20 protein-coding genes are annotated in these 19,329 nt (G+C 44.3%); 9 read left to right on the forward strand and 11 right to left on the reverse strand.

What is annotated here, in order from left to right; all coding sequences use genetic code 11:
• The first annotated feature begins 91 nt into the window (after positions 1-91).
• A complete protein-coding gene (locus J2X75_RS21445) occupies positions 92-895 on the forward strand; it encodes an NAD kinase (RefSeq protein WP_036673293.1) in 804 nt (267 codons plus the stop codon).
• A 28-nt stretch (positions 896-923) separates the two neighbouring features.
• On the opposite strand, the gene J2X75_RS21450 is transcribed toward J2X75_RS21445, so the two are convergent.
• Complete coding sequence (locus tag J2X75_RS21450; RefSeq protein WP_244988285.1) at positions 924-1,343, reverse strand: YutD family protein; 420 nt, start codon at positions 1,341-1,343, stop codon at positions 924-926.
• Between the two features lie 14 nt (positions 1,344-1,357).
• The gene (gene lipA / locus J2X75_RS21455) at positions 1,358-2,257 is read right to left on the reverse strand and encodes a lipoyl synthase (RefSeq protein WP_017692371.1); all 900 of its coding nucleotides are present in this window, start codon (positions 2,255-2,257) and stop codon (positions 1,358-1,360) included.
• 240 nt (positions 2,258-2,497) lie between these two features.
• On the opposite strand from lipA, the gene J2X75_RS21460 reads away from it, so the two are divergent.
• Positions 2,498-3,568 carry a M23 family metallopeptidase gene (locus tag J2X75_RS21460; protein ID WP_310339882.1) on the forward strand — a complete coding sequence of 357 codons (1,071 nt, stop codon included), beginning with the start codon at positions 2,498-2,500 and terminating at the stop codon, positions 3,566-3,568.
• 88 nt (positions 3,569-3,656) lie between these two features.
• Here J2X75_RS21460 and yunB read toward each other — a convergent pair whose 3' ends face one another.
• From yunB to zwf, 4 genes are all read right to left on the reverse strand, one after another.
• Positions 3,657-4,535 carry a sporulation protein YunB gene (gene yunB, locus J2X75_RS21465; protein ID WP_310339884.1) on the reverse strand — a complete coding sequence of 293 codons (879 nt, stop codon included), beginning with the start codon at positions 4,533-4,535 and terminating at the stop codon, positions 3,657-3,659.
• 267 nt (positions 4,536-4,802) lie between these two features.
• The gene (fsa, locus tag J2X75_RS21470; protein WP_036605718.1) at positions 4,803-5,447 is read right to left on the reverse strand and encodes a fructose-6-phosphate aldolase; all 645 of its coding nucleotides are present in this window, start codon (positions 5,445-5,447) and stop codon (positions 4,803-4,805) included.
• Positions 5,448-5,533: 86 nt separating this feature from the next.
• Positions 5,534-6,427 (reverse strand): phosphogluconate dehydrogenase (NAD(+)-dependent, decarboxylating), encoded by an 894-nt coding sequence (gene gnd, locus J2X75_RS21475; RefSeq protein WP_310339888.1) that lies wholly within the window; start codon positions 6,425-6,427, stop codon positions 5,534-5,536.
• A gap of 533 nt (positions 6,428-6,960) precedes the next feature.
• On the reverse strand, positions 6,961-8,415 hold the full coding sequence (gene zwf, locus J2X75_RS21480; protein WP_310339890.1) for a glucose-6-phosphate dehydrogenase: 1,455 nt from the start codon (positions 8,413-8,415) through the stop codon (positions 6,961-6,963).
• A 415-nt stretch (positions 8,416-8,830) separates the two neighbouring features.
• On the opposite strand from zwf, the gene J2X75_RS21485 reads away from it, so the two are divergent.
• On the forward strand, positions 8,831-9,151 hold the full coding sequence (locus tag J2X75_RS21485) for a winged helix-turn-helix transcriptional regulator (RefSeq protein WP_036605715.1): 321 nt from the start codon (positions 8,831-8,833) through the stop codon (positions 9,149-9,151).
• Positions 9,152-9,879: 728 nt separating this feature from the next.
• Here J2X75_RS21485 and J2X75_RS21490 read toward each other — a convergent pair.
• Positions 9,880-11,037 (reverse strand): Gfo/Idh/MocA family protein, encoded by a 1,158-nt coding sequence (locus J2X75_RS21490; protein WP_310339893.1) that lies wholly within the window; start codon positions 11,035-11,037, stop codon positions 9,880-9,882.
• 112 nt (positions 11,038-11,149) lie between these two features.
• Here J2X75_RS21490 and J2X75_RS21495 point away from each other — a divergent pair, with 112 nt between their 5' ends.
• Complete coding sequence (locus J2X75_RS21495; protein WP_310339895.1) at positions 11,150-12,022, forward strand: AraC family transcriptional regulator; 873 nt, start codon at positions 11,150-11,152, stop codon at positions 12,020-12,022.
• Positions 12,023-12,095: 73 nt separating this feature from the next.
• Here the strand turns inward: J2X75_RS21495 and J2X75_RS21500 are convergent, their stop codons facing one another.
• Both J2X75_RS21500 and J2X75_RS21505 read right to left on the reverse strand, forming a co-directional pair.
• A complete protein-coding gene (locus J2X75_RS21500; protein ID WP_310339897.1) occupies positions 12,096-12,845 on the reverse strand; it encodes a DUF3600 domain-containing protein in 750 nt (249 codons plus the stop codon).
• Entirely contained in the window at positions 12,832-13,419 is a 588-nt protein-coding gene (locus tag J2X75_RS21505; RefSeq protein WP_310339899.1) for a sigma-70 family RNA polymerase sigma factor, read from the reverse strand. Before J2X75_RS21505 ends, J2X75_RS21500 begins: the two co-directional genes overlap by 14 nt.
• Positions 13,420-14,279: 860 nt before the next feature.
• Between J2X75_RS21505 and J2X75_RS21510 the strand changes: the two genes are divergently transcribed.
• The 5 genes from J2X75_RS21510 to J2X75_RS21530 all read left to right on the forward strand — a co-directional run bounded on the left by J2X75_RS21510 (position 14,280) and on the right by J2X75_RS21530 (position 17,856).
• Positions 14,280-14,783, forward strand: coding sequence for a DedA family protein (locus J2X75_RS21510; protein WP_310339901.1), 504 nt, complete (start codon positions 14,280-14,282; stop codon positions 14,781-14,783).
• Positions 14,784-14,824: 41 nt separating this feature from the next.
• On the forward strand, positions 14,825-15,391 hold the full coding sequence (locus tag J2X75_RS21515; protein ID WP_310339904.1) for a class I SAM-dependent methyltransferase: 567 nt from the start codon (positions 14,825-14,827) through the stop codon (positions 15,389-15,391).
• A 57-nt stretch (positions 15,392-15,448) separates the two neighbouring features.
• Positions 15,449-16,129, forward strand: a complete 681-nt coding sequence (locus J2X75_RS21520) for a response regulator (protein WP_310339906.1) — start codon at positions 15,449-15,451, stop codon at positions 16,127-16,129.
• A 100-nt stretch (positions 16,130-16,229) separates the two neighbouring features.
• Positions 16,230-17,222: a sensor histidine kinase gene (locus tag J2X75_RS21525; protein WP_483874289.1), complete on the forward strand. Its 993-nt coding sequence runs from the start codon at positions 16,230-16,232 to the stop codon at positions 17,220-17,222.
• A 34-nt stretch (positions 17,223-17,256) separates the two neighbouring features.
• Positions 17,257-17,856, forward strand: coding sequence for a class I SAM-dependent methyltransferase (locus J2X75_RS21530; RefSeq protein ID WP_310339908.1), 600 nt, complete (start codon positions 17,257-17,259; stop codon positions 17,854-17,856).
• A gap of 18 nt (positions 17,857-17,874) precedes the next feature.
• Here the strand turns inward: J2X75_RS21530 and J2X75_RS21535 are convergent, their stop codons facing one another.
• Together J2X75_RS21535 and J2X75_RS21540 are read right to left on the reverse strand one after the other, a co-directional pair.
• Positions 17,875-18,657: an SDR family NAD(P)-dependent oxidoreductase gene (locus tag J2X75_RS21535; protein ID WP_310339910.1), complete on the reverse strand. Its 783-nt coding sequence runs from the start codon at positions 18,655-18,657 to the stop codon at positions 17,875-17,877.
• Between the two features lie 88 nt (positions 18,658-18,745).
• Positions 18,746-19,324: a TetR/AcrR family transcriptional regulator gene (locus J2X75_RS21540; RefSeq protein ID WP_124117415.1), complete on the reverse strand. Its 579-nt coding sequence runs from the start codon at positions 19,322-19,324 to the stop codon at positions 18,746-18,748.
• Positions 19,325-19,329: the final 5 nt, after the last annotated feature.

Genomic DNA, 19,329 nt, shown 5'->3' on the forward strand with positions numbered 1-19,329 from the left:
CTATATTTAACGGAATATGCGCCTAGACGTTGTGTTCTTCCGCGGAATTGATTATCATCGGTAGTATAATGACCACAAAGGAGCTTTCATCTTGAGATATTATGTTCAAGACCGCGGAGACCAGTTATCGATTGATCTTAGTCAGCAGTTTCATGCGCTGGCGAAGGAAGAAGGGTTCAAGCTGGATGCAGAATCGCCGGAGATTGTTATCTCCATCGGGGGCGATGGTACGATGCTGCAGGCATTTCACAATTTCATCGACCGTATTCCGGATATTGCTTTTGTTGGGGTTCATACAGGCCATCTCGGCTTTTACGCCGATTGGAAGAAGGAAGAATTACGCGAGTTAGTCAGGCTGATGAGTGGCAAAGGAGATCCGGAGCGTCTCAAACCACGCATTGTACAATACCCGCTATTGGAGCTTGAGATTCGGAAAAAGTCGGGGAATTCCTCTTACATCGCCCTTAATGAATTTACATTAAAAGGTGTAGACGGTACTGTCGTGGCCCAGGTCGATATTAACGATGTGACATTTGAGATGTTCCGTGGGGATGGAATCTGTGTATCCACGCCATCAGGCAGCACGGCATACAACAAGGCCCTTGGCGGTGCCATGGTTCATCCAACCATCGAGGCCATTCAGATTGCGGAGATTGCATCGATTAATAACCGGGTCTATCGGACACTTGGTTCACCGGTTATTTTGCCCAAGCATCATCATTGTGATATTTTCTCCCGCAAGGATCAGCGGTTACTGATGACCATTGATCATGTGAATGTGATGGTGGAGGATCTGATCTCCGTCCGTTGTCAGGTATCCAGTCACAAGGTCAGTTTCGCACGTTTCCGCCCTTATCCATTCTGGAACCGGGTTCGCACGGCATTTCTTGACTAAAATAAACACACCAAAAAAGCGGTCCTTCTCAGGAACCGCTTTTTGCTTTGGCTTGAGGTTGATCTTTGCTCTTCTGAAGCACAAAGTACGCACAGCCAAAGTTACAATATTCATTGATATAATCCACCATACTGGCGATCGTGGAATCCTTCGTCGCTTTTGGATGGTTATCACGGTAAAAACCTTTTAACCTTAACTGGCTATAACCCCAGTCTCCGATAATATAATCATAACGCTCCAGCACTTCACTGTAACGATCACGGAAAACCTCTGGATTCCAGCCTTCTTTGTGGTTCTGGACGATTTCATAATTTTTGCCGCCGATCTGTACAATGACCGGTTCTTTAGGCTTTTCTTCAACTGACTCAACAACCGATTCCTGAGCCGGCTCCTGGATCTGTTCCTGAAGTTGGTCCTGAATCTGTTCTGTGTTTTTTTCTTCTTCCAATCCGGTATCCTCCATCACGCGTGTGTTGCCGCCTGTTCAGCATGTTTGGTAGCCGATTTCACCTGTTCATGCGCATGGTAGGAGCTGCGTACCATCGGGCCGGATTCGACGTGGCTGAACCCTCGTTTTAATCCTTCCTGTTTCAATGCAGCGAACTCCTCTGGCGGATAATACTTTTCAACATACAGATGTTTCTCCGATGGCTGTAAATATTGACCAATCGTCATGATATCACAGTTCACTGCACGAAGATCATCCATTGTTGATAAAATTTCATTATATTCCTCACCTACACCAAGCATAATGCTTGATTTCGTAGGGATGTTAGGTTGCATTTCTTTGGCACGAGCAAGCAATTCCAGTGAACGTTTATATTTCGCCTTGGCACGCACTTTGTCTGACAACCGCTCAACCGTCTCAATATTGTGATTCAGAATGTCCGGTTTGGCATCCATTACAATCTGCAAAGATTCCCGATCGCCCAGAAAATCTGGAATGAGTACTTCAACGCTGCACAATGGCAACCGTCGCCGTACGGCCTTCACCGTCTCTGCAAAGATCGTAGCTCCCCCGTCTTTCAGATCGTCACGGGCTACACTTGTAATTACGCAGTGTTGCAGATTCATCTGCTCTGCTGCTTCCGCCACACGTTCTGGTTCCTGCAAATCAAGCTCCGTTGGCAAGCCTGTATTCACCGCGCAAAAACGGCATGCCCTTGTGCAAATATCGCCCAAAATCATAAAAGTGGCCGTTCGATTGGCCCAGCATTCATAAATATTCGGACACCGCGCTTCCTCACATACCGTATGCAGCGTTTTGGAACGCATCATCGTTTTCATTTCCTGATAGTTATCGCCGGTTGTCAATTTGATCCGAATCCAATCCGGCTTCGGTTCTTTAACACGTTTAGCCAATGCATAAACCTTCTTTCTACTGAAGTTAGGCTGTTGCTCGGAACATATTATACCATGAAAGCGCTGGAAAAACCCCCATTTGTCACATCTTGTGCATTCATGCTCGATATGGACAATTTGTATAATTGGATTCCCCCCAAGAGCTTACATGGATAAAATGAGAACTTTTGAAGAACGCTAACCTTTAGCTTGGTTCATCGGGTACCTTGTATCATTCTAATGGAAAGGGGCTGCTTCCCAGTGCAACAACGCTTGACCTTCAGGCACACGTACCGCTTTTGGATCAAAACATTACTTGCAGTTACTCTGCTTCTCCCATTCTTGCCTGTTGAAGTTTACAGTGAACCTGTCGGAGCCAGTCCGAAACCACAGGCCACCGAGTTAAAACCCGCAGAAATTTTCGCTGCACGTCGCCATTTATATGAGACCATCGGTCAGATGACTCAGATTCCCTGGTACAGGCTAGCCGCAATTGATCAGTATGAACGAACGATTACTCGTGCACATCCAAAGGATCGCAAGCATCCGGAGCGGCTTACGGGTATCTTCATGACCCCTCCGGCCTGGAGAGGATGGCTAAATCCCGATGAGACGGATCAACATCCGGAATCCATTCTTTTTTTCAAAGGATATGGACGTGATGGTTCAGGAGACGGTATAGCGGATGCCAACAATGATCAGGATGTGCTGTACAGCATGGCTTCTGTTATTCAAGGTTACGGGAACAAGCAAGAGGACTTCAACATTGCCTTGTGGGAATATTATCACAACTCCCGTGCTGTGCAACGGATACAGCAATTCGCGAAGTTATATGAGCATTTTGACAATCTGGATCTATTCGGACATGCCTTTCCGGTCCCACTCGGAACCAACTACTCCTATCGCAGTACCTGGGGGACAAAAAGAAGCTGGGGCGGTTATCGCATTCATGAGGGAACGGATATCTTCGCTCCGCATGGCCTGCCTGTGCGCAGTACCTGTTACGGGGTCGTGGAGATCAAAGGCTGGAATCCGTTTGGCGGCTGGCGTATCGGAATTCGGGATTTGAACAACCATTATCATTATTACGCCCACCTCTCGGGTTTTGACAAAAGTGCACGCATCGGTGAAGTTGTGATCCCCGGTCAGGTCGTAGGTTGGGTTGGCAGTTCGGGTTACGGGAAACCTGGGACACAGGGCAAATTCCCTCCACATCTGCACTATGGGATCTACCGGGACAGCGGACTGCACGAATGGTCGTTCGATCCTTATCCACAGCTGAAACATTGGGAACAGGATGAACGCAAACAAAAGAGCAAGAAAAGCAAGTGAGACGAGTATATGCACGATCAGCAAAGCGAAAAAGGGACCTCTTTAATAGAGGCCCCTTTCTTTGCTTTACAATTCTAATTTGTGTGTATCATGGGTGCGCGTCCTTATTGAGCTGCAATCCCCCATTCATATCAGGCAGATCATCCGGCTCAATTTCAAGTTCATTCCCTTGCAAATGGTCTGACGGCGTCTGTTGCTGGTTCTGGCTAGGGGGATGCGTAGTTACTCCATTACCGCTTGATACACCCGTATGACCTGATGGCAGCGCAATAGCCGGGGCATTGCTGCCGTTACTGCCTACTGGCTTGCCCTGATTATCGTAATAATACATTGGCACATCCCCGACAACCAGAAGGTAGGAAATCGGGATCTCCGTATCAACCGTTTCGGGCTCCATGTCGAAGGGTACCACGACCGCGACCTCAGCAATGATGTGAATGTACACTTCCACCAAAATCATGTTAATACCCGCATTTTGCTGACGGGTATTCAGGTCCACTTTGACAGCGCCTTGTGGCTCAATACGAACCGGTATACTCGGGCCAAATGAAGCCAACACCGGACTGCCAAGTGCCTGCCCCAGCGGGATTTTTTCTTTTAACATGTGTACATTTTGCAGCGTGGATTGCACAATATTCATCGTACTTGCGGTGATTCGCATATGCTCATTGTAGTTCAGCATGAAACCGGACACTTTCCCGGCGGTATCCGTTTTCCAGTCAATCAGTCCTTCGTTGGTTTTGCCATCTGCAACCTGTGCTGTAATCGCCTTGTTGATCGCTTCAGTCGCTATCTGCTTCACTCTAATCTTGGCCAAGTGCATGATGGGGGGCTTCATCTTTTTATCCACATAAGCAAAGCCCTGCATCAAACAAAACGCGGTGACCAATAAAATGATCAACCACATTTTGCGTTTGCCACTTGGCGGCTTACGGCGTCTCCGGCTTCGCCATTTTCTTCTCATCATCGAAGTGTCCCTCCCCTACGGGATGAGCTATAGGCTATATGTTAACCTTATGCACCGTTGTCCCGAAAAAGAAGGACAGTACGTGGACACTCTATAGAAAGTAACAACAACATATTAAAGGGACAAGCACTCCTCATTGGCTAAACTAACCGGAAATCGGAAACTACATAAACAGAGATAAAAAAAAAACCTTTCGCCCGCAGATTACTCTGCAAGACGAAAGGCTTTATGTTCAGACCACCCAAAGATTCAGGCATGTCTATCCTTTTATTTTGGAACAGATTCCCAGTCTTTCAGGAAACGTTCAATCCCGCTGTCCGTCAGTGGGTGTTTCCAAAGTGTCGGCAGAAGCGAACCCGGAATGGTGGCAATATGCGCACCGGAAAGGGCTGCATCCTCTACATGTTTGATATTGCGAATGCTTGCTGCGATAATCTCGGAAGGCAGATCATACATGTCCAGAATAAGACGCAGATCACGAATCAATTTCATACCATCCACCGCAATATCATCCAAGCGACCAACGAATGGACTGATGTAGGTTGCACCGGCTTTCGCCGCCATCAGGCCCTGTGCTGCGGAGAAAATCAGCGTAACATTGGTTTTGATCCCTTTTTGCGTCAACTCATGACAAGCGTACAGCCCATCTTCGGTCATCGGCAATTTAATGACTACATTTGGTGCCCATTCTGCAATTTCATAAGCTTCCTTCAACATATCCTCGGCTTTGAGACCGATGACTTCAGCACTGACCGGGCCTTTAACAACGCCACAGATCTCCTGAATGACTTCTTTAAATACGCGACCTTCTTTGGCAATCAAAGACGGGTTAGTCGTGACTCCATCCACCAGACCCAAACGTTCGATCCGTTTGATTTCTTCCACATTCCCTGTATCCAAGAAAAATTTCATGATATGTTACCTCCACTTGATGAATTCGTAAACACGATATAAGTCATTACCCGATTCTCATCATATGTTAACAGTTATATATAAAATTAATTTTTCTCTACAGCGTGACCGCCAAATTCATTACGCAATGCTGCTACCACTTTACCTGTAAATGTGTCTGTCTCCAGGGAACGGTAACGCATCAGCAAGGACAAAGCGATAACCGGTGTAGCGGTTTGAAGATCAAATGCCGTTTCTACTGTCCAGCGTCCTTCACCGGAAGAGTGCATTACGCCTTTAATTTCGTCGAGGTTTGCATCTTTGGAGAAGGCACGTTCTGTCAGCTCCATCAACCAAGAGCGGATAACGGAACCGTTGTTCCATACGCGAGCCACTTGTTCGAAGTCGAAATCAAATCCACTTTTCTCCAATACGTCAAAACCTTCACCGATGGATGCCATCATACCGTACTCGATACCATTGTGAACCATTTTGAGGAAGTGACCGCTGCCCGCTTTACCAGCATACAGGTAGCCATTCTCTACGGAAGTATCTTTGAATGCCGGTTCAACGACTGCCCAAGCTTCCGGGTCTCCACCGATCATATAACATGCTCCATTACGAGCGCCTTCCATACCGCCAGACGTACCTGCATCCATGTAGTGAATGCCTTTAGTTTTCATCTCTTCGTAACGGCGGATGGATTCTTTGTAGTGGGAGTTACCCGCTTCAATAATGATGTCGCCTTTGGACAACAATGGGCTAACTTCAGCCAATACAGCGTCTACTACGTTGTGGGGAACCATGATCCACAATACACGTGGGGATTCGAGCGAAGCCACCATCTCTGCGTAAGAAGACACGCCTTCAGCGCCGTATTCTTTCATTTCATTTACTGCTTCAGCGTTCAGGTCAAAAGCAACCACTTCGTGTTTGTGATCAATCAGGTTTCTACCCAGGTTCAATCCCATTTTTCCTAATCCGACTAGTCCAAGTTTCATTTTAAAATCCTCCTGTTATGAACAATGTTTAAATTTCATTTTGTTGCAGAGCACCAGACTACATTCCCGTTTCGCAGCAACCGTTCCGGTTACGGCTCGTTCTTTCGATCGCTGTTGTATCCAAATTTCTTTTCATCAACCTTTAAATTGAAGAAATTGGATACAAAGGCGAACGCTTTGCTTCTACAGAATCGATTCCGTCCCCTACAACGTCGCTACTTAGGCAAAAAACTCAGTGCGTCCGCTAATCTATATTCAAAAATTTTCACGGCCTTCCGGCCACATAACCGGAAGGACTTATGCAAAATTGGAACGGTATAATTCGTAAAAGATACTGTGTTATATCAGCAAATTGCACCATCGATCCAACCCACTTTCAAGTACAAAGCCCTCAGGGAATAAAACATTTCGTTCTATATCCTGTTGACTTGGAAAGTGTTGTTTGGATTTTTGCAAAATGATTATTTGTGAGCAGAACGGATTGTCCTGTTGTTTTACTATTGTGTTCTCTTGTGCTCACTCTTTCGTTTCGCTTACCACCAACGGTAGCCGTCTGCTGAGGTCAGGCGATCTGCTGACTCTGGTCCATGCGAACCTGCACTGTACGTATCCAGTGGCACGCTGCCTGCTTCGAATGCTTCCTGAATCGGTTGCACCCATTGCCATGCCAGCTCCACTTCGTTCCAGTGAGCAAAGAAGGTGGAATCTCCACGCATTGCATCAAAGATCAGATTCTCGTAAGCTTCAGGGATGTTACGTTTACCTGAGTTGAAGGTCATGTGCATTGGTTCCACTTCACCATGGTTCAATGGATTCTTCGCATTTAATTGAAGCGAGATGCTTTCTCCCGGACCAATTTCAATCGTCAGCAGGTTAGGTTCGGTTGTATTTTCGGATTCATGACCGGTCTTCAGTGGAGCCTTGAACTCAACAACGATTCGAGTGGATTTCTCAGCCAGGCGTTTACCTGTACGGATATAAAATGGAACCTCACTCCAGAATGGATCATCGATCCAAAGTCTTGCGGCAACATAGGTCTCGTTCTGAGATCCGGCTGGAATGCCAGGCTCGTCCAAATATCCAACAACCGAGGAACCTTGCAATTCACCTGCTGCATATTGCGCACGAACAACTTCAGAAGCGATATTTCCTTTTGTCAACGGACGAAGTGCTTCAGCAATTTTTTGCTTTTTGAATTGAATTTCTTCGGGTGTGCAACGTTTAGGCAAATGCAAACCAATCATCATCAGCAACTGAAGCATATGGTTTTGGAACATGTCACGAAGGGCACCACTTTGGTCGTAATACGCGGCACGTTCTTCAACACCTACCGTCTCACTTGCCGTAATCTGTACATTGGCAATATAACGGTTAGACCACAACGCCTGAATCACCGGATTTGCATAGGTGAGCGTCTCAATATTTTGTACCATCGGTTTACCGAGGAAATGGTCAATGCGATAAATCTCTTCTTCCGCAAAGGTATTGCTCAGTTTTTCGTTCAGATCACGAGCCGATTGCAGGTCGTGTCCGAATGGTTTTTCGATAATCAGTTTTTTCCAGCCTTTGGTGTTACCCAGGCCACTTTCTTGAATGTTTAATGCGATTGGCTCAAAGAATTCTGGTGCCACCGACATGTAGAACATGCGGTTTTCGGGAATGTTGAGCTCTTGTTCACGCTGTTGAACCAACTCCAACAGTTTGGTGTAATCTTCAAGTTTCGTATTATTTAAAGAACAATAACGGAAAGCGCCAATGAAATCACGAACCTGAGATGCTTCTTCCGGGGTCTGACGGGAGAATTCATGTAGTGACTTTTCAACATTCGCCTGGAAGTCCGTATCCGACAATTCACGTCGTCCCAATCCGATAACGGAGAAGGATTTCGGCATTTTCTGATCCATGTACAAGTTATATAATGCAGGGTAAATCTTGCGTTTGGCTAAATCGCCTGTTGCCCCGAACAGGACAAATGTCATTGCATCCATTGGAGTGCCTCCTGTGATCTGTGCAGTATAGTATATGATGTTGCAAAATGTTCAAATCCAAGCATGACAAAAGACGGAATAAGTGGGTGTGTTCCCCGCCTTGCCTCCGTTTATATAACACGCCTGAATTCAACCATGGAACATTCCTTCTCTCCACAACCTGTGTTTAGGTTATAAATTGTAACCATTTGAATTAACGTTACCCATATTACACCTGTCGTCACAATTCGTCAATAATCGTGTCGAACCTGTGAACTCCAGTGTTTATAGGGTTTTTATTTGATGATAACGCTTTATGTGGTAACATTAAGAACAATTGGTATGTGACATTTTACACATATGGCCTGTGGACAAGTAGGTTACAATAAGTATACTAATGGTATTACAGGCAATACTAAATCAAAGGAGTACAATCATGAGCGATGATGAGAATGCCAAGCAAATATGCACAAAAGTGGAACAATCTTATCAGATCATTGGCCGAAAATGGGTAGCCCTCATTATCCATGCTTTGATGGAGGAACCCAAACGCTTCAGTGAGATTCACGCTTATATCCCTGACTTGAGCAAACGTGTGTTAAATGAGCGAATGAAGGAATTGGAGGAAGAAGGACTTGTGGTTCGCCATGTAGTCACGGAACGTCCAGTTCGAACTGAATATATGTTGTCACGAAAAGGAACGGAACTGGGGAGAGCGCTAAGCGCCGTGGAACGTTGGGCTGATAAGTGGTTGTAACAGCTTGAGGAATCCTTAATATTTATTTAGCTTGAAGGTTACCGATGTGCATCCCGGAGGTGGAGTATCGCATTTAGCAACTGGCTAGTGCAATCCGCATCCGGGATTTATTTACTTCAAACGGTAAATACTAATTGTATATAGAAACGTAATAACGCTATTTTTTATAATTCATAATAATGCTTATTGCTCCATTCAAATTGTTGTCATACTGCAGCAGGGTCGTCCCGGCAGATTTGCGATATAACTGGCTGAAATACGATCCATTTGGAAACCGGCGCGTATGCCAATATATTCTACTTAATGTGTTGTTGTCTCAAGGAGAAAATAGGCTTGCTGCAACCTTCAAGCTGTGACGTAGTCCGTTATGTTGCTATCTTTCTCTTGATGAGAATGCGGTAAGTATACGATCTAGACAGATGAACATCTGCACCATCTGCTCCTAAACTGATCTCATATTTGAAATGCTCTTCAATCCATTGCATCATCTTCTCCGAGTGTATCAGATGACGTGAATCCGCTAGCTGCGAAAGCGTTTCATCTACTCCCTCTTTTTATTGATCCAATCCATGACTATGGAGATTATTATCTTGAAGCGAGTGCGAGTTAAATGGATGGAAAGACCGAGTGTATTGATTTTTTATGGTGATGTAGGTGAAATGAACCTAGTACAAAAAAAGATGCCGATCTCACTGTGATGTGAGGGGGCATCTTTTGCACGTAAAATACTACGAATCCAACTTGCTACCTAGCGTAATACTCGAATCCTCGAATTTGTCCACCGTCGTCTTTTTTTCATAAAAGTGTACGGCATGTTGCATAATTCCTTCTCTTGTGTAAAATGGATCTTCCGCCCCTAGTGGAAAAACAACCTTTTTCCCCGTGCTTGCAGATTTGTAGATGCCTACAATTAGTTCAAGCGTATTCCGACCACTTTGGCCATCCACCAGAAGGGGAGATCCTGTCTCAATAGCATTTAACACATTCTCAACTTGCCCAGCGTGACCGACATGAGTAACATCCGGTAATTCATCAGCGAGCTTCTGAATCTGGTGTTCCAACTCTCGATTCGGTTCCGGAAACCCGTTATTCCTCGCGGTAGAAGCAACCACTTTCCAAGGTGCAGATACCCGGGCTTCTTTGCCCTGAAAAATTAACTGCTGCTCCTCTCCGTGATGTACGACGGAACTGGTAATCATGCCAAGCGCCCCTCCCTGAAAGCGAAGCATCGCCATGGATAGATCCTCAACTTCGGCATTATCATGTGCCGTATTTGCCATCATCGCCTGTAATTCCACTGGAGGTCCCATCATCCAGAGCATGGCATCAATATGATGCACCGCATGATTAAGGGTACAACCCCCGCCTTCTTTTTCCCATGTCCCTCGCCACCACAGATCATAATAATTGTGGCCCCGCCACCAGAACGAATCAACCTGCACATGTACAATCGGTCCCATCCGTTTACTGTCCAGCACACCTTTTAGCTTCATCATCGGTGTCGTAAACCGATTCTGTGCTACTACGGATAGCAACTTGCCACTTGCTTGCGCTGCTCTCAACATCAAATCCGCTTCCTCCAGGGAAGAAGCCATCGGTTTTTCGACCAACACATGTGCACCTGCTTGCATGAAATCACACGCAATTGGAGCATGCGTATAGGGCGGCGTACAGATGGATACCAGATCAATATTTTGGGCAAGCAGCTCTGTGTAATCCGTAAAGGCTTGTGCACCTTCCAGTCCATATTCGTTAATTCGCTTCTGTGCTTTTTCCACGTACATATCGACCACAGCAACAATCTGACATCGCTCTGGGAATGCCAAGTATGCTGAGATATGCGCTCCACTAATTGCACCTGCTCCGATAATCGCCACTCTTAACATCGTTACAATCTCCCCCTTGTTTCCTTCACAATACACAATAATAAAGCGCTTTTATGCGTTCATCTTGTGGTAAAATATAACTATCTTGCGCATGATAAGGGAGGCATTCATAATGTCCATCATCCTGGGAGAACAATTTAATCTGGCCTGTCGTCGTACATCCAACACTACGTTTCGCGAAGTGTTTCATGCTCATTCCCAGATGGAGATAACCTATATCCACGAAGGATACGGGCAGTTGATAACCGAAGGTCAGGTTTTCTCCCTTGAACCCGGTATGCTCATGATTTTTCGACCTTTTCAATTGCACCACATCCAGATTCAAGTATCCAGACAAGAGCCTTTCATTCGAAGTGTACTCATGGTTGAACTTGATCTACTGAAGGCACATTGGCCCCATTTTATTGTTACTCATGACTTTATACAGGATCTGCTGGAAGAGCAATCCCCCATTCAACCCATCCGACTTGCTGCCACATCCCCACTCGTTCAACGAATGGAACAATATGTAGATATATATCCAGGTCTTCTTCCCCACGAAGTAGAGGAGGATACACGGCTCTTTTTATTGGATCTGCTCGCACAACTTCGCTACCTGTGGCAAGACGGGCAGCAACGCCGCTCCGAAGATGTACTCTCGTCCAGTGCAAACGTTCTTCACCCTCATGCCGAAGCCATCATGCAATGGATTGAGCAGTATTACCAAGAGCCTTTTCGTTTGGAGCATATCGCAGATACTCTTCATCTATCTCCCTATCATCTATCTCATGTATTCAAAAAAGCGACTGGCACCACCATCATTGCTTATGCTCAAGCTACCCGCATTCGTCATGCCTGTGTGCTGCTCACTCGGTCCTCGCTCACCGTTCCCGAAATCGGTCATCGTGTTGGTATGACCAGCCCCTCTTACTTTTGCAAAGTATTCCGTAACGCCACAGGGTCCACACCGCATCAATATCGGCTGAAGGTGCAGGGGAGGAAGTAACAGGTCACAACATATAGAAAGAAGCGAAAGAATTCACCTTCGCCTCTTCTCCTCTTTTCACAGTTCGCCCGACTCAACGCACATTGAGCTCCAATCGTTTCAAATAGGGAATTAGACGTCTCTCTAGCTGCCTCAAATCATCCTTTTGCTCCGCTGACAAGCGTTCCTCATGGATACTTCCATCCTTGTCCAGTATCATCGCTTCATACTTCTTCATTTGTTCATAGACAGACTTAAACTCACGATATTGTTCCTTGGTAAATGTCTCCTCTGCCCGTTCCAACTGTTCTGTCCAAAATTGCTGCTCGTCCATCAATTTTTTGGAAGACCCTACACTCACAGCTTCCAGCTTATCGAAAAACGGTTCCAGCTCAGTTACAAGAAGGTTATATCGTTCCTGTTCCACTGTACTCCACTGCTCTGGATGCATATTGCCTTGAGAATCGGCATGCTTCACGGCCATTTGCCCCATTTGCTTCAGCAAGTCCATATATTGAACAAATTCTTCTTCGCTGAAATGGGCCTTCGCCGTTTGCAGCTTTGCTTCCAACCTCATGTAATCCTCAGCTGTTCCCCCCATAGCAGTGATATTTTCCTGTGAACCATATATTCCGTCTGCAAGATAGGTGTACCCTGCGTAAGCTCCGGTGGGAACAATGAGTACAACAGCCAATAGCCCAGTGACCAGCCATTTTTTTCGATTTCTTCTAATGTGAGAATCACTTCGAATACCATCCATCATTTTATGTTTAATTCTCGCAGGAACGGACCATTCTTTAGTCTCTTCCTGGTAGGCTGTCCGCAACTGTTCATCGAGTTTCATGCAAATCCTCCACCTTTCCCCGCAACCTTGGATTCAACTTCTCTTTTTGTCTCAACTTCGCCAGCGCCGCATGTATGCGCGATTTCACGGTTCCAAGTGGAATCTCCAATATGCCAGCAATCTCCTCTTGCGTGTATTCATTTAAATAATGAAGTGTGATCACCTGCTGCAGCTTGTACGGCAAACGACGCACCTGTTCCAGCAGAGGACGATTTGCCAATTTGTTGACCAAATCAGTGGAAAAATCATATTCCAATCCCACGTCAGATTTTTCGATTCGCTTGCCGAACCGAAACTGCATCAACCTTTTGCGTCGATAACTCTGGACATGTCGCATTGTCACACCCATTAACCAGGGACGAAACGCACGCTCCGCATCATATCGCGCCAATGATCGATACGCCTGAATGTAAATTTCCTGTACGACATCCTCCGTGTCAGACTCGTCCTTGATGAGAAATCGTACAGTCCGATATACTGCCGTTACTGTTTTCTCATATAATTCTCCGTATGCTTCTTCCTGCCCCGCACGTATTAACGTTACAAGTTCTATGTACTCATCTTGCTCACTCATTATCCATCCCCCTCCTCCTTACACTATATATTGGCATGCCAGCATCATATCGTTCGATTTATTTATTGAATGAGTAGGTACGGCTGAATCTGATACAAAAATGTCCTCTGGTGTTTGTCATGATATAATATACCTAATTTTGATATAATTGGATGTTCTGCATCTGAGTTATAAGATCCCCTTTGGTCTTTTACTATTATCTATATCGATCGTCGGATTTGTAATCGCCAGAACAAACCTTGAGCCCTACGTCACGGTATATAAACTTATTGGGATCTTGGTTATCTTATCGTCTCTTTTTCTTTTGAAAGCGAATATAAGGGAGTAACTTAGCAGGGGTGGTCACTACTATAATGAAATTTTTCAGCAAATTGTACTCAGAGTATCTCCTGATTCCACGACCTTTACGTTTGTTGTTTCTATGGGGATGGATTGTTTTGTTTTTTGTTGCCGGTGCCAAATTCAGATGGTTCTACTTTCTACAATAAACTGATTTCAAAGAAGTCTGATCCCCTGGGACATAAAAAAGAGCTGAGTCGTCATTATGACGCCTCGACTCTTCTTTTATGCTCATCCTCTTCCTTGCAGATAAAGATATAGGTAATCAACTCGAGCTTGCTTATACGTTCCTTTTTGAGACAAACTTTATTTGATATTCAGAAATTCATATCACTTGATCACCGCTCCTGAATAGTTCTACCTGTTCAAGTCTTGCCATTAAGTTGGCAAGGCTTTTTTCTCTTGAACGTAAGTGTTTGGCTTTGCTTATGTATTCTTTAGATTTTCTTCAGATTTATGCTTATTAATTCCTTAGTTTTTTTCATTAAGATTGCTATATCAACAAGAGAGGAGGCAAAACAATGATCAGTAATACGATCTTAGAGCTACTACATCAGTATGGATATCTGATTTTTTATTTTGCCTTCTCATTAGGGCCTTTCGGCATCCCAATTCCGAATGAGATCACGATTATCAGCGGTGCCACTTTGAGCCACACAGGAGTTATCAATTCATGGATCACATATTTCTGTATTTTATCAGGACTATTAACGGCCATTACCTTTGCCTATTTTGCAGGAAAGTTATTTGGAACCAAGATAAAACACAGATTTCAACATCATAAACACTTCGTCAAGGCTGAACTCATCCTGAATAAGAGTGGCAATTGGGCGATGTGCATCGGTTTGTTCATTCCAATCGTGCGGTATGTTCTCCCTTTGGTCATTGGGCTGAGCGGCGTCCAGTATAGAAAATTTGCTATTATCTCCTATTCCAGTGCTTTGTTATGGACCATAACGTATTTTACAGCGGGAATTTACTTCGGCGGCCCCATACTATCGACGCTTCATTTATTACATTTCTAACTGGTTTGGATAACATAACATCACATTATGGAGGAACCCCTATGAATTCCAATGAACCTGTTTTATTTTTGAAAAGCTTTCTGCAAAGTCCTAAACATGTCGGCAGTATCATACCCAGTTCCCGGTTTCTCGCCAGCAAAATGGTGAAGCAAGCCTCTTGGCTAGAGGCAAAAGCAGTCGCCGAGCTTGGATCGGGTACAGGTCCTATCACTCGCTATATTCATCAACAAGTACAGGATTCCACCAAAGTCCTATTGTTTGAGATGAACGAAACGATGAGGAATACTCTTAAGACGGCATACCCGGAGTTCTCTTGTTATCCAGACGCCGCTCGATTGGTAGAATCTATGAATCAAGAGGGCGTTCAGCAATTGGATTACATTTTTAGCGGGTTGCCCTTCTTCAACTTTGAGCCTGAATTAAGAAATGCGTTGGTAGACCAGATCCATAAGGCACTCAAACCGGGAGGATTATTCATCGCCTTTCAATATTCACTTCAAATGAAAAAATTATTATCCGAACACTTTATCATCGAAAAAATAGATTTAGTGCCTTTGAATATCCCACCTGCGTTCGTTTATGTCTGTCGCAAAAAGGAAACAATTTAAACATTCCTGACTATCGTTTACACTGATGTTATCCTAATTTTTAAGGAGTGTTGAACCATGAGTACCGTTCTCGTTGTTGATGATGAACCCGATATCCGTGATGTCATTCATGTCTATTTACGTAACGAAGGATATCAGGTCATTGAAGCAGCCAATGGTGAAGAAGCGCTAAATATTATCAATACAACATCGGTCCAACTCGTCATATTGGATGTCATGATGCCTATTATGGACGGCATCAAAGCCTGCTTCAAAATAAGAGAAGTATCGACCACTCCCATTATTATGTTATCCGCCAAGGAAGAAGACATTGATAAAATTACAGGCCTGACTACCGGGGCCGACGATTACATGGTCAAACCCTTTAATCCGTTAGAATTACTGGCTCGCGTTAAGGCTCAGCTCCGACGTCAAACACTCATTGGCAAAGCTGAATTTGATTCACTTATTCTGATTAAAGACCTTGTCATTGATACGAGTAAACATTCTGTGAAGCTCAAAGATAATGACATTTCACTTACACCACTGGAGTTTTCCATTCTGGTGCTGCTTGCCAGCCATCCTGGACAAGTATTTAGCTCCGAGAAAATTTACGAAACCGTATGGAAAGAACCTTACGGATATTCGGATAATACGGTGATGGTTCATATTCGTAACCTGCGAGAGAAATTGGAAGTAAATCCGCGCGAACCTCATTACATTAAAACGGTATGGGGAGTGGGATATAAAATTGATTAAACGATTACCACATTTTAAAAAAAAGATACAGATTAACATCCTATATCAAATGTTGATCAGTTTATTGATTTCGTTTGTTGGCTCTGTGGGTGTAAATAATATGTTGATCATAGCTGCCGCAAAAATTAGTGAAAGATTTAATTGGCCTTCGCTTCTCTACATTTTTCCTTACGTTTTAACACCAATCTTCATCGTAATTTTCACGTTAATTTTTTTGTTTTCCACACGAAAAATTGTGAGAGATCTCATTACATTAGAGAAAGGGCTTCAATTCATATCCGAAGGAAATCTGAATTACAGGGTGCCCGTTAATCGACAAGATGAACTTGGGCGAGTCGCTTCCAACATCAATCACATGACAGAACAGTTAAAGCAACAGATTGCTAAAGAACGTGAATTGGAGCAATCCAAGATGGACATGATCACTGGCATCTCACATGACCTACGTACACCGCTTACCAGCATAATTGGCTATATTGAGCTTCTCAAATCAGAATCATTTCAAGACAAAGCAGAGTATGACCGTTTCATCCAAAATACCTATAACAAAGCAACGCATTTGAAGAAGTTACTTGATGATTTATTTGAATATACACGTCTTAACGCAGTGAACACCCAATTGGATTTGAAAAAGGTTGACCTATGTCAGCTATTGGATCAATTGTTGTTTGAATTCGAACCTTTAGCTCAGGAACATGGGATTCGTATTGAGAAAAAACTCGGTGAGGCTCCGATTATGGTCTCCCTGGATAGTGATAAGATTGCACGAGCCATCGACAATCTTCTCATGAATGCACTGAAGTATTCCTTTAAACCGGGTACGATTCATGTTCGAATGAGTGTGCGACATAATCACGTTACCATTGAAGTAGAGAATAAAGGCATGCCCCTAACGATAGAACAAAAGAACAGACTGTTTGATCGCTTTTATAAGGTGGATTATTCGAGGAATAGCGAAGGTATTCAATCAGGATCTGGTCTGGGTCTTTCTATTGCGAGAAACATTGCGGAGTTACATCAGGGGACTCTAACACTAGAACATACGCGTAACGTATTTATATTCCAACTAAGCTTGCCTTCCAACATCCAGTGAAACATCAATAGCATTGATAATGGAGGACACCACGATGAAAACACCCGAACCCATTCTTTTCCTGCAAGGATTTCTGAGGAATCCCAAACGAGTAGGCAGTGTCCTGCCCAGTTCCAAATTTCTAGCCCATAAAATCGTCCAGTCTGTACGATGGGATGAGGTTAGAACCATTGCTGAGCTGGGGCCAGGAACAGGTGCTGTCACACGTCTCATGAGAGCACATTTACCGAACTCGGCAACCGTGTTTTTATTTGAAAGAGACCCAAAAATGAGAAGTAATCTGAAGAGAACATATCCTGAATTCATGTTCCATTCGAATGCATCCTATCTGTTGAAAAGAATCAATCAAGAACATGTGCAACAGTTGGATAGTATCATTTGCGGACTGCCCTTTTTTAATTTTTCCAGAGAAATGAGACAAAACATCCTGTCACAGATCCATACAGCGCTCCGACCTGGAGGCACATTAGTTTTGTACCAGTACTCACTTCATATGAGGAAACAATTAGCTGAGTTATTTGAGATGGAGAAAATTCAATTTGTGCCTTTCAGCTTTCCTCCTGTTTTTGTGTATGTTTGTCGTAAAAGACAAGATGAAGGAGACAGTGAAACGAGCGAATGGGGGAAGATATGATTTATCCTCTATAAATGTTTAATGTCCTGTCTTGTCCTGTGAGGATCTAATCATGCGAGTCATCATCTTACGCGGCAACAACCGCGGCATAAACGCGATGAATCGATTTCGAGCACCAGGCATAATTAATGTCTTGCCACGCAAAAAGCCTCGATACCCTTCTTCGGCCACCTGTCCGGCTTCCATGATCGGGCCCTGCAACATCTTCGAGACACCCATGCCCGAGCGATCAACAAACCCGGTGGATGTCAGGCCTGGGCACAGTGCTGTCACCGTAACACCAGTACCGTTTACTTCATTCTCCAAAGCCTCAGTGAACGATAGCACATATGCCTTTGTTGCATAATATACCGACATCATCGGTCCAGGGAAAAAACCTACCAACGAAGCCACATTCATCACACCGCCGTGTCCACGTTGTATCATATCCGGCAAGAATAGCTTTGTCATGACGGTTAAAGCCTTGATATTCACGTCAATCATATTGACTTCTTGTTCCATATCCGTTTCCATAAACGTCCCGAACAGACCGAAACCTGCATTGTTGACAAGATAGTCAACAACAATGCCCTTTTCCTTCAGCTCATTATAAATCTCCTGTGGTACCCCAGGTGCTGCTACATCTTTGGCAATAACCGTCGCCTGAATGCCACACTTTTTCTGATACTCCTGAGCTAGTTCCTGTATTTTACCCTCGCTTCGTGCTACCAGCACAATATGATGTCCACCTTTGGCAAACCGATCTGCTAACTCTTTACCAATCCCACCCGATACCCCTGTGATTAGAACTGTCTTTCTCATATCGTTACCTGCCTCTCTTTTCTATAAATATATTTCATCTGGAACACCCATATTAGAACGAACATTCTTTTAAAGTAAAAAAAATAAACTACTTTATTATAAGATCCATAGATAGCGTCGCTATACGAAGAAGTTTTTCCTTGGTCATCGAAGTCTTGGCCATCACCCTTAACCCAACGCCTACATTATGCAGATATTCCGCCAATACTTCGGCGTTGTACTCGGTTGTGAATTCACCTTCCTGCTGTCCCCACACCATAATGTCCTTGATTAGTTTCTCCGTATTTGCAAACATCTCCGTTGATCGGTTGTTCATGTCTTCATCGCGTGCCGCCAATTCTACCGTCGAATTAACAATGAAGCAGCCTGATGCTGGAGATTCTTCTCCATGAATTAAAGAAAGAAATATAAACTGAAGTGCTTCCGTTGCCGTTTGAGAACGCTTTACGCCTGCTGCAAGGGCGGAGCTGATTTTGTGATCATACAGATCTACTGACTTTAGAAATAAGGTGTGTTTATCACCAAATGTGTCATACAAGCTTTTACGATGAATTCCCATATGATTAACCAGATCCGTCATCGACGTCTTCTCATAGCCTTGTTCCCAAAAAAGTCTCATCGCTTTATCCAGTACAACAGACTCTTCGAACTCTTTGCTTCTCGCCATTGCCT

The sequence above is a fragment of the Paenibacillus sp. 2003 genome, from assembly GCF_031455635.1.
Classification (GTDB): Bacteria; Bacillota; Bacilli; order Paenibacillales; family Paenibacillaceae; genus Paenibacillus; species Paenibacillus amylolyticus_B.

Bases quoted from the DNA above. Each gene is read 5' to 3' on its own strand.
- yunB (WP_310339884.1), bottom strand. From the start codon at position 4,535: ATGATGAGAAGAAAATGGCGAAGCCGGAGACGCCGTAAGCCGCCAAGT.
- fsa (WP_036605718.1), bottom strand. From the start codon at position 5,447: ATGAAATTTTTCTTGGATACAGGGAATGTGGAAGAAATCAAACGGATC.
- gnd (WP_310339888.1), bottom strand. From the start codon at position 6,427: ATGAAACTTGGACTAGTCGGATTAGGAAAAATGGGATTGAACCTGGGT.
- zwf (WP_310339890.1), bottom strand. From the start codon at position 8,415: ATGGATGCAATGACATTTGTCCTGTTCGGGGCAACAGGCGATTTAGCC.
- J2X75_RS21485 (WP_036605715.1), top strand. From the start codon at position 8,831: ATGAGCGATGATGAGAATGCCAAGCAAATATGCACAAAAGTGGAACAA.
- J2X75_RS21490 (WP_310339893.1), bottom strand. From the start codon at position 11,037: ATGTTAAGAGTGGCGATTATCGGAGCAGGTGCAATTAGTGGAGCGCAT.
- J2X75_RS21495 (WP_310339895.1), top strand. From the start codon at position 11,150: ATGTCCATCATCCTGGGAGAACAATTTAATCTGGCCTGTCGTCGTACA.
- J2X75_RS21500 (WP_310339897.1), bottom strand. From the start codon at position 12,845: ATGAAACTCGATGAACAGTTGCGGACAGCCTACCAGGAAGAGACTAAA.
- J2X75_RS21505 (WP_310339899.1), bottom strand. From the start codon at position 13,419: ATGAGTGAGCAAGATGAGTACATAGAACTTGTAACGTTAATACGTGCG.
- J2X75_RS21510 (WP_310339901.1), top strand. From the start codon at position 14,280: ATGATCAGTAATACGATCTTAGAGCTACTACATCAGTATGGATATCTG.
- J2X75_RS21515 (WP_310339904.1), top strand. From the start codon at position 14,825: ATGAATTCCAATGAACCTGTTTTATTTTTGAAAAGCTTTCTGCAAAGT.
- J2X75_RS21520 (WP_310339906.1), top strand. From the start codon at position 15,449: ATGAGTACCGTTCTCGTTGTTGATGATGAACCCGATATCCGTGATGTC.
- J2X75_RS21525 (WP_483874289.1), top strand. From the start codon at position 16,230: ATGTTGATCATAGCTGCCGCAAAAATTAGTGAAAGATTTAATTGGCCT.
- J2X75_RS21530 (WP_310339908.1), top strand. From the start codon at position 17,257: ATGAAAACACCCGAACCCATTCTTTTCCTGCAAGGATTTCTGAGGAAT.
- J2X75_RS21535 (WP_310339910.1), bottom strand. From the start codon at position 18,657: ATGAGAAAGACAGTTCTAATCACAGGGGTATCGGGTGGGATTGGTAAA.
- J2X75_RS21540 (WP_124117415.1), bottom strand. From the start codon at position 19,324: ATGGCGAGAAGCAAAGAGTTCGAAGAGTCTGTTGTACTGGATAAAGCG.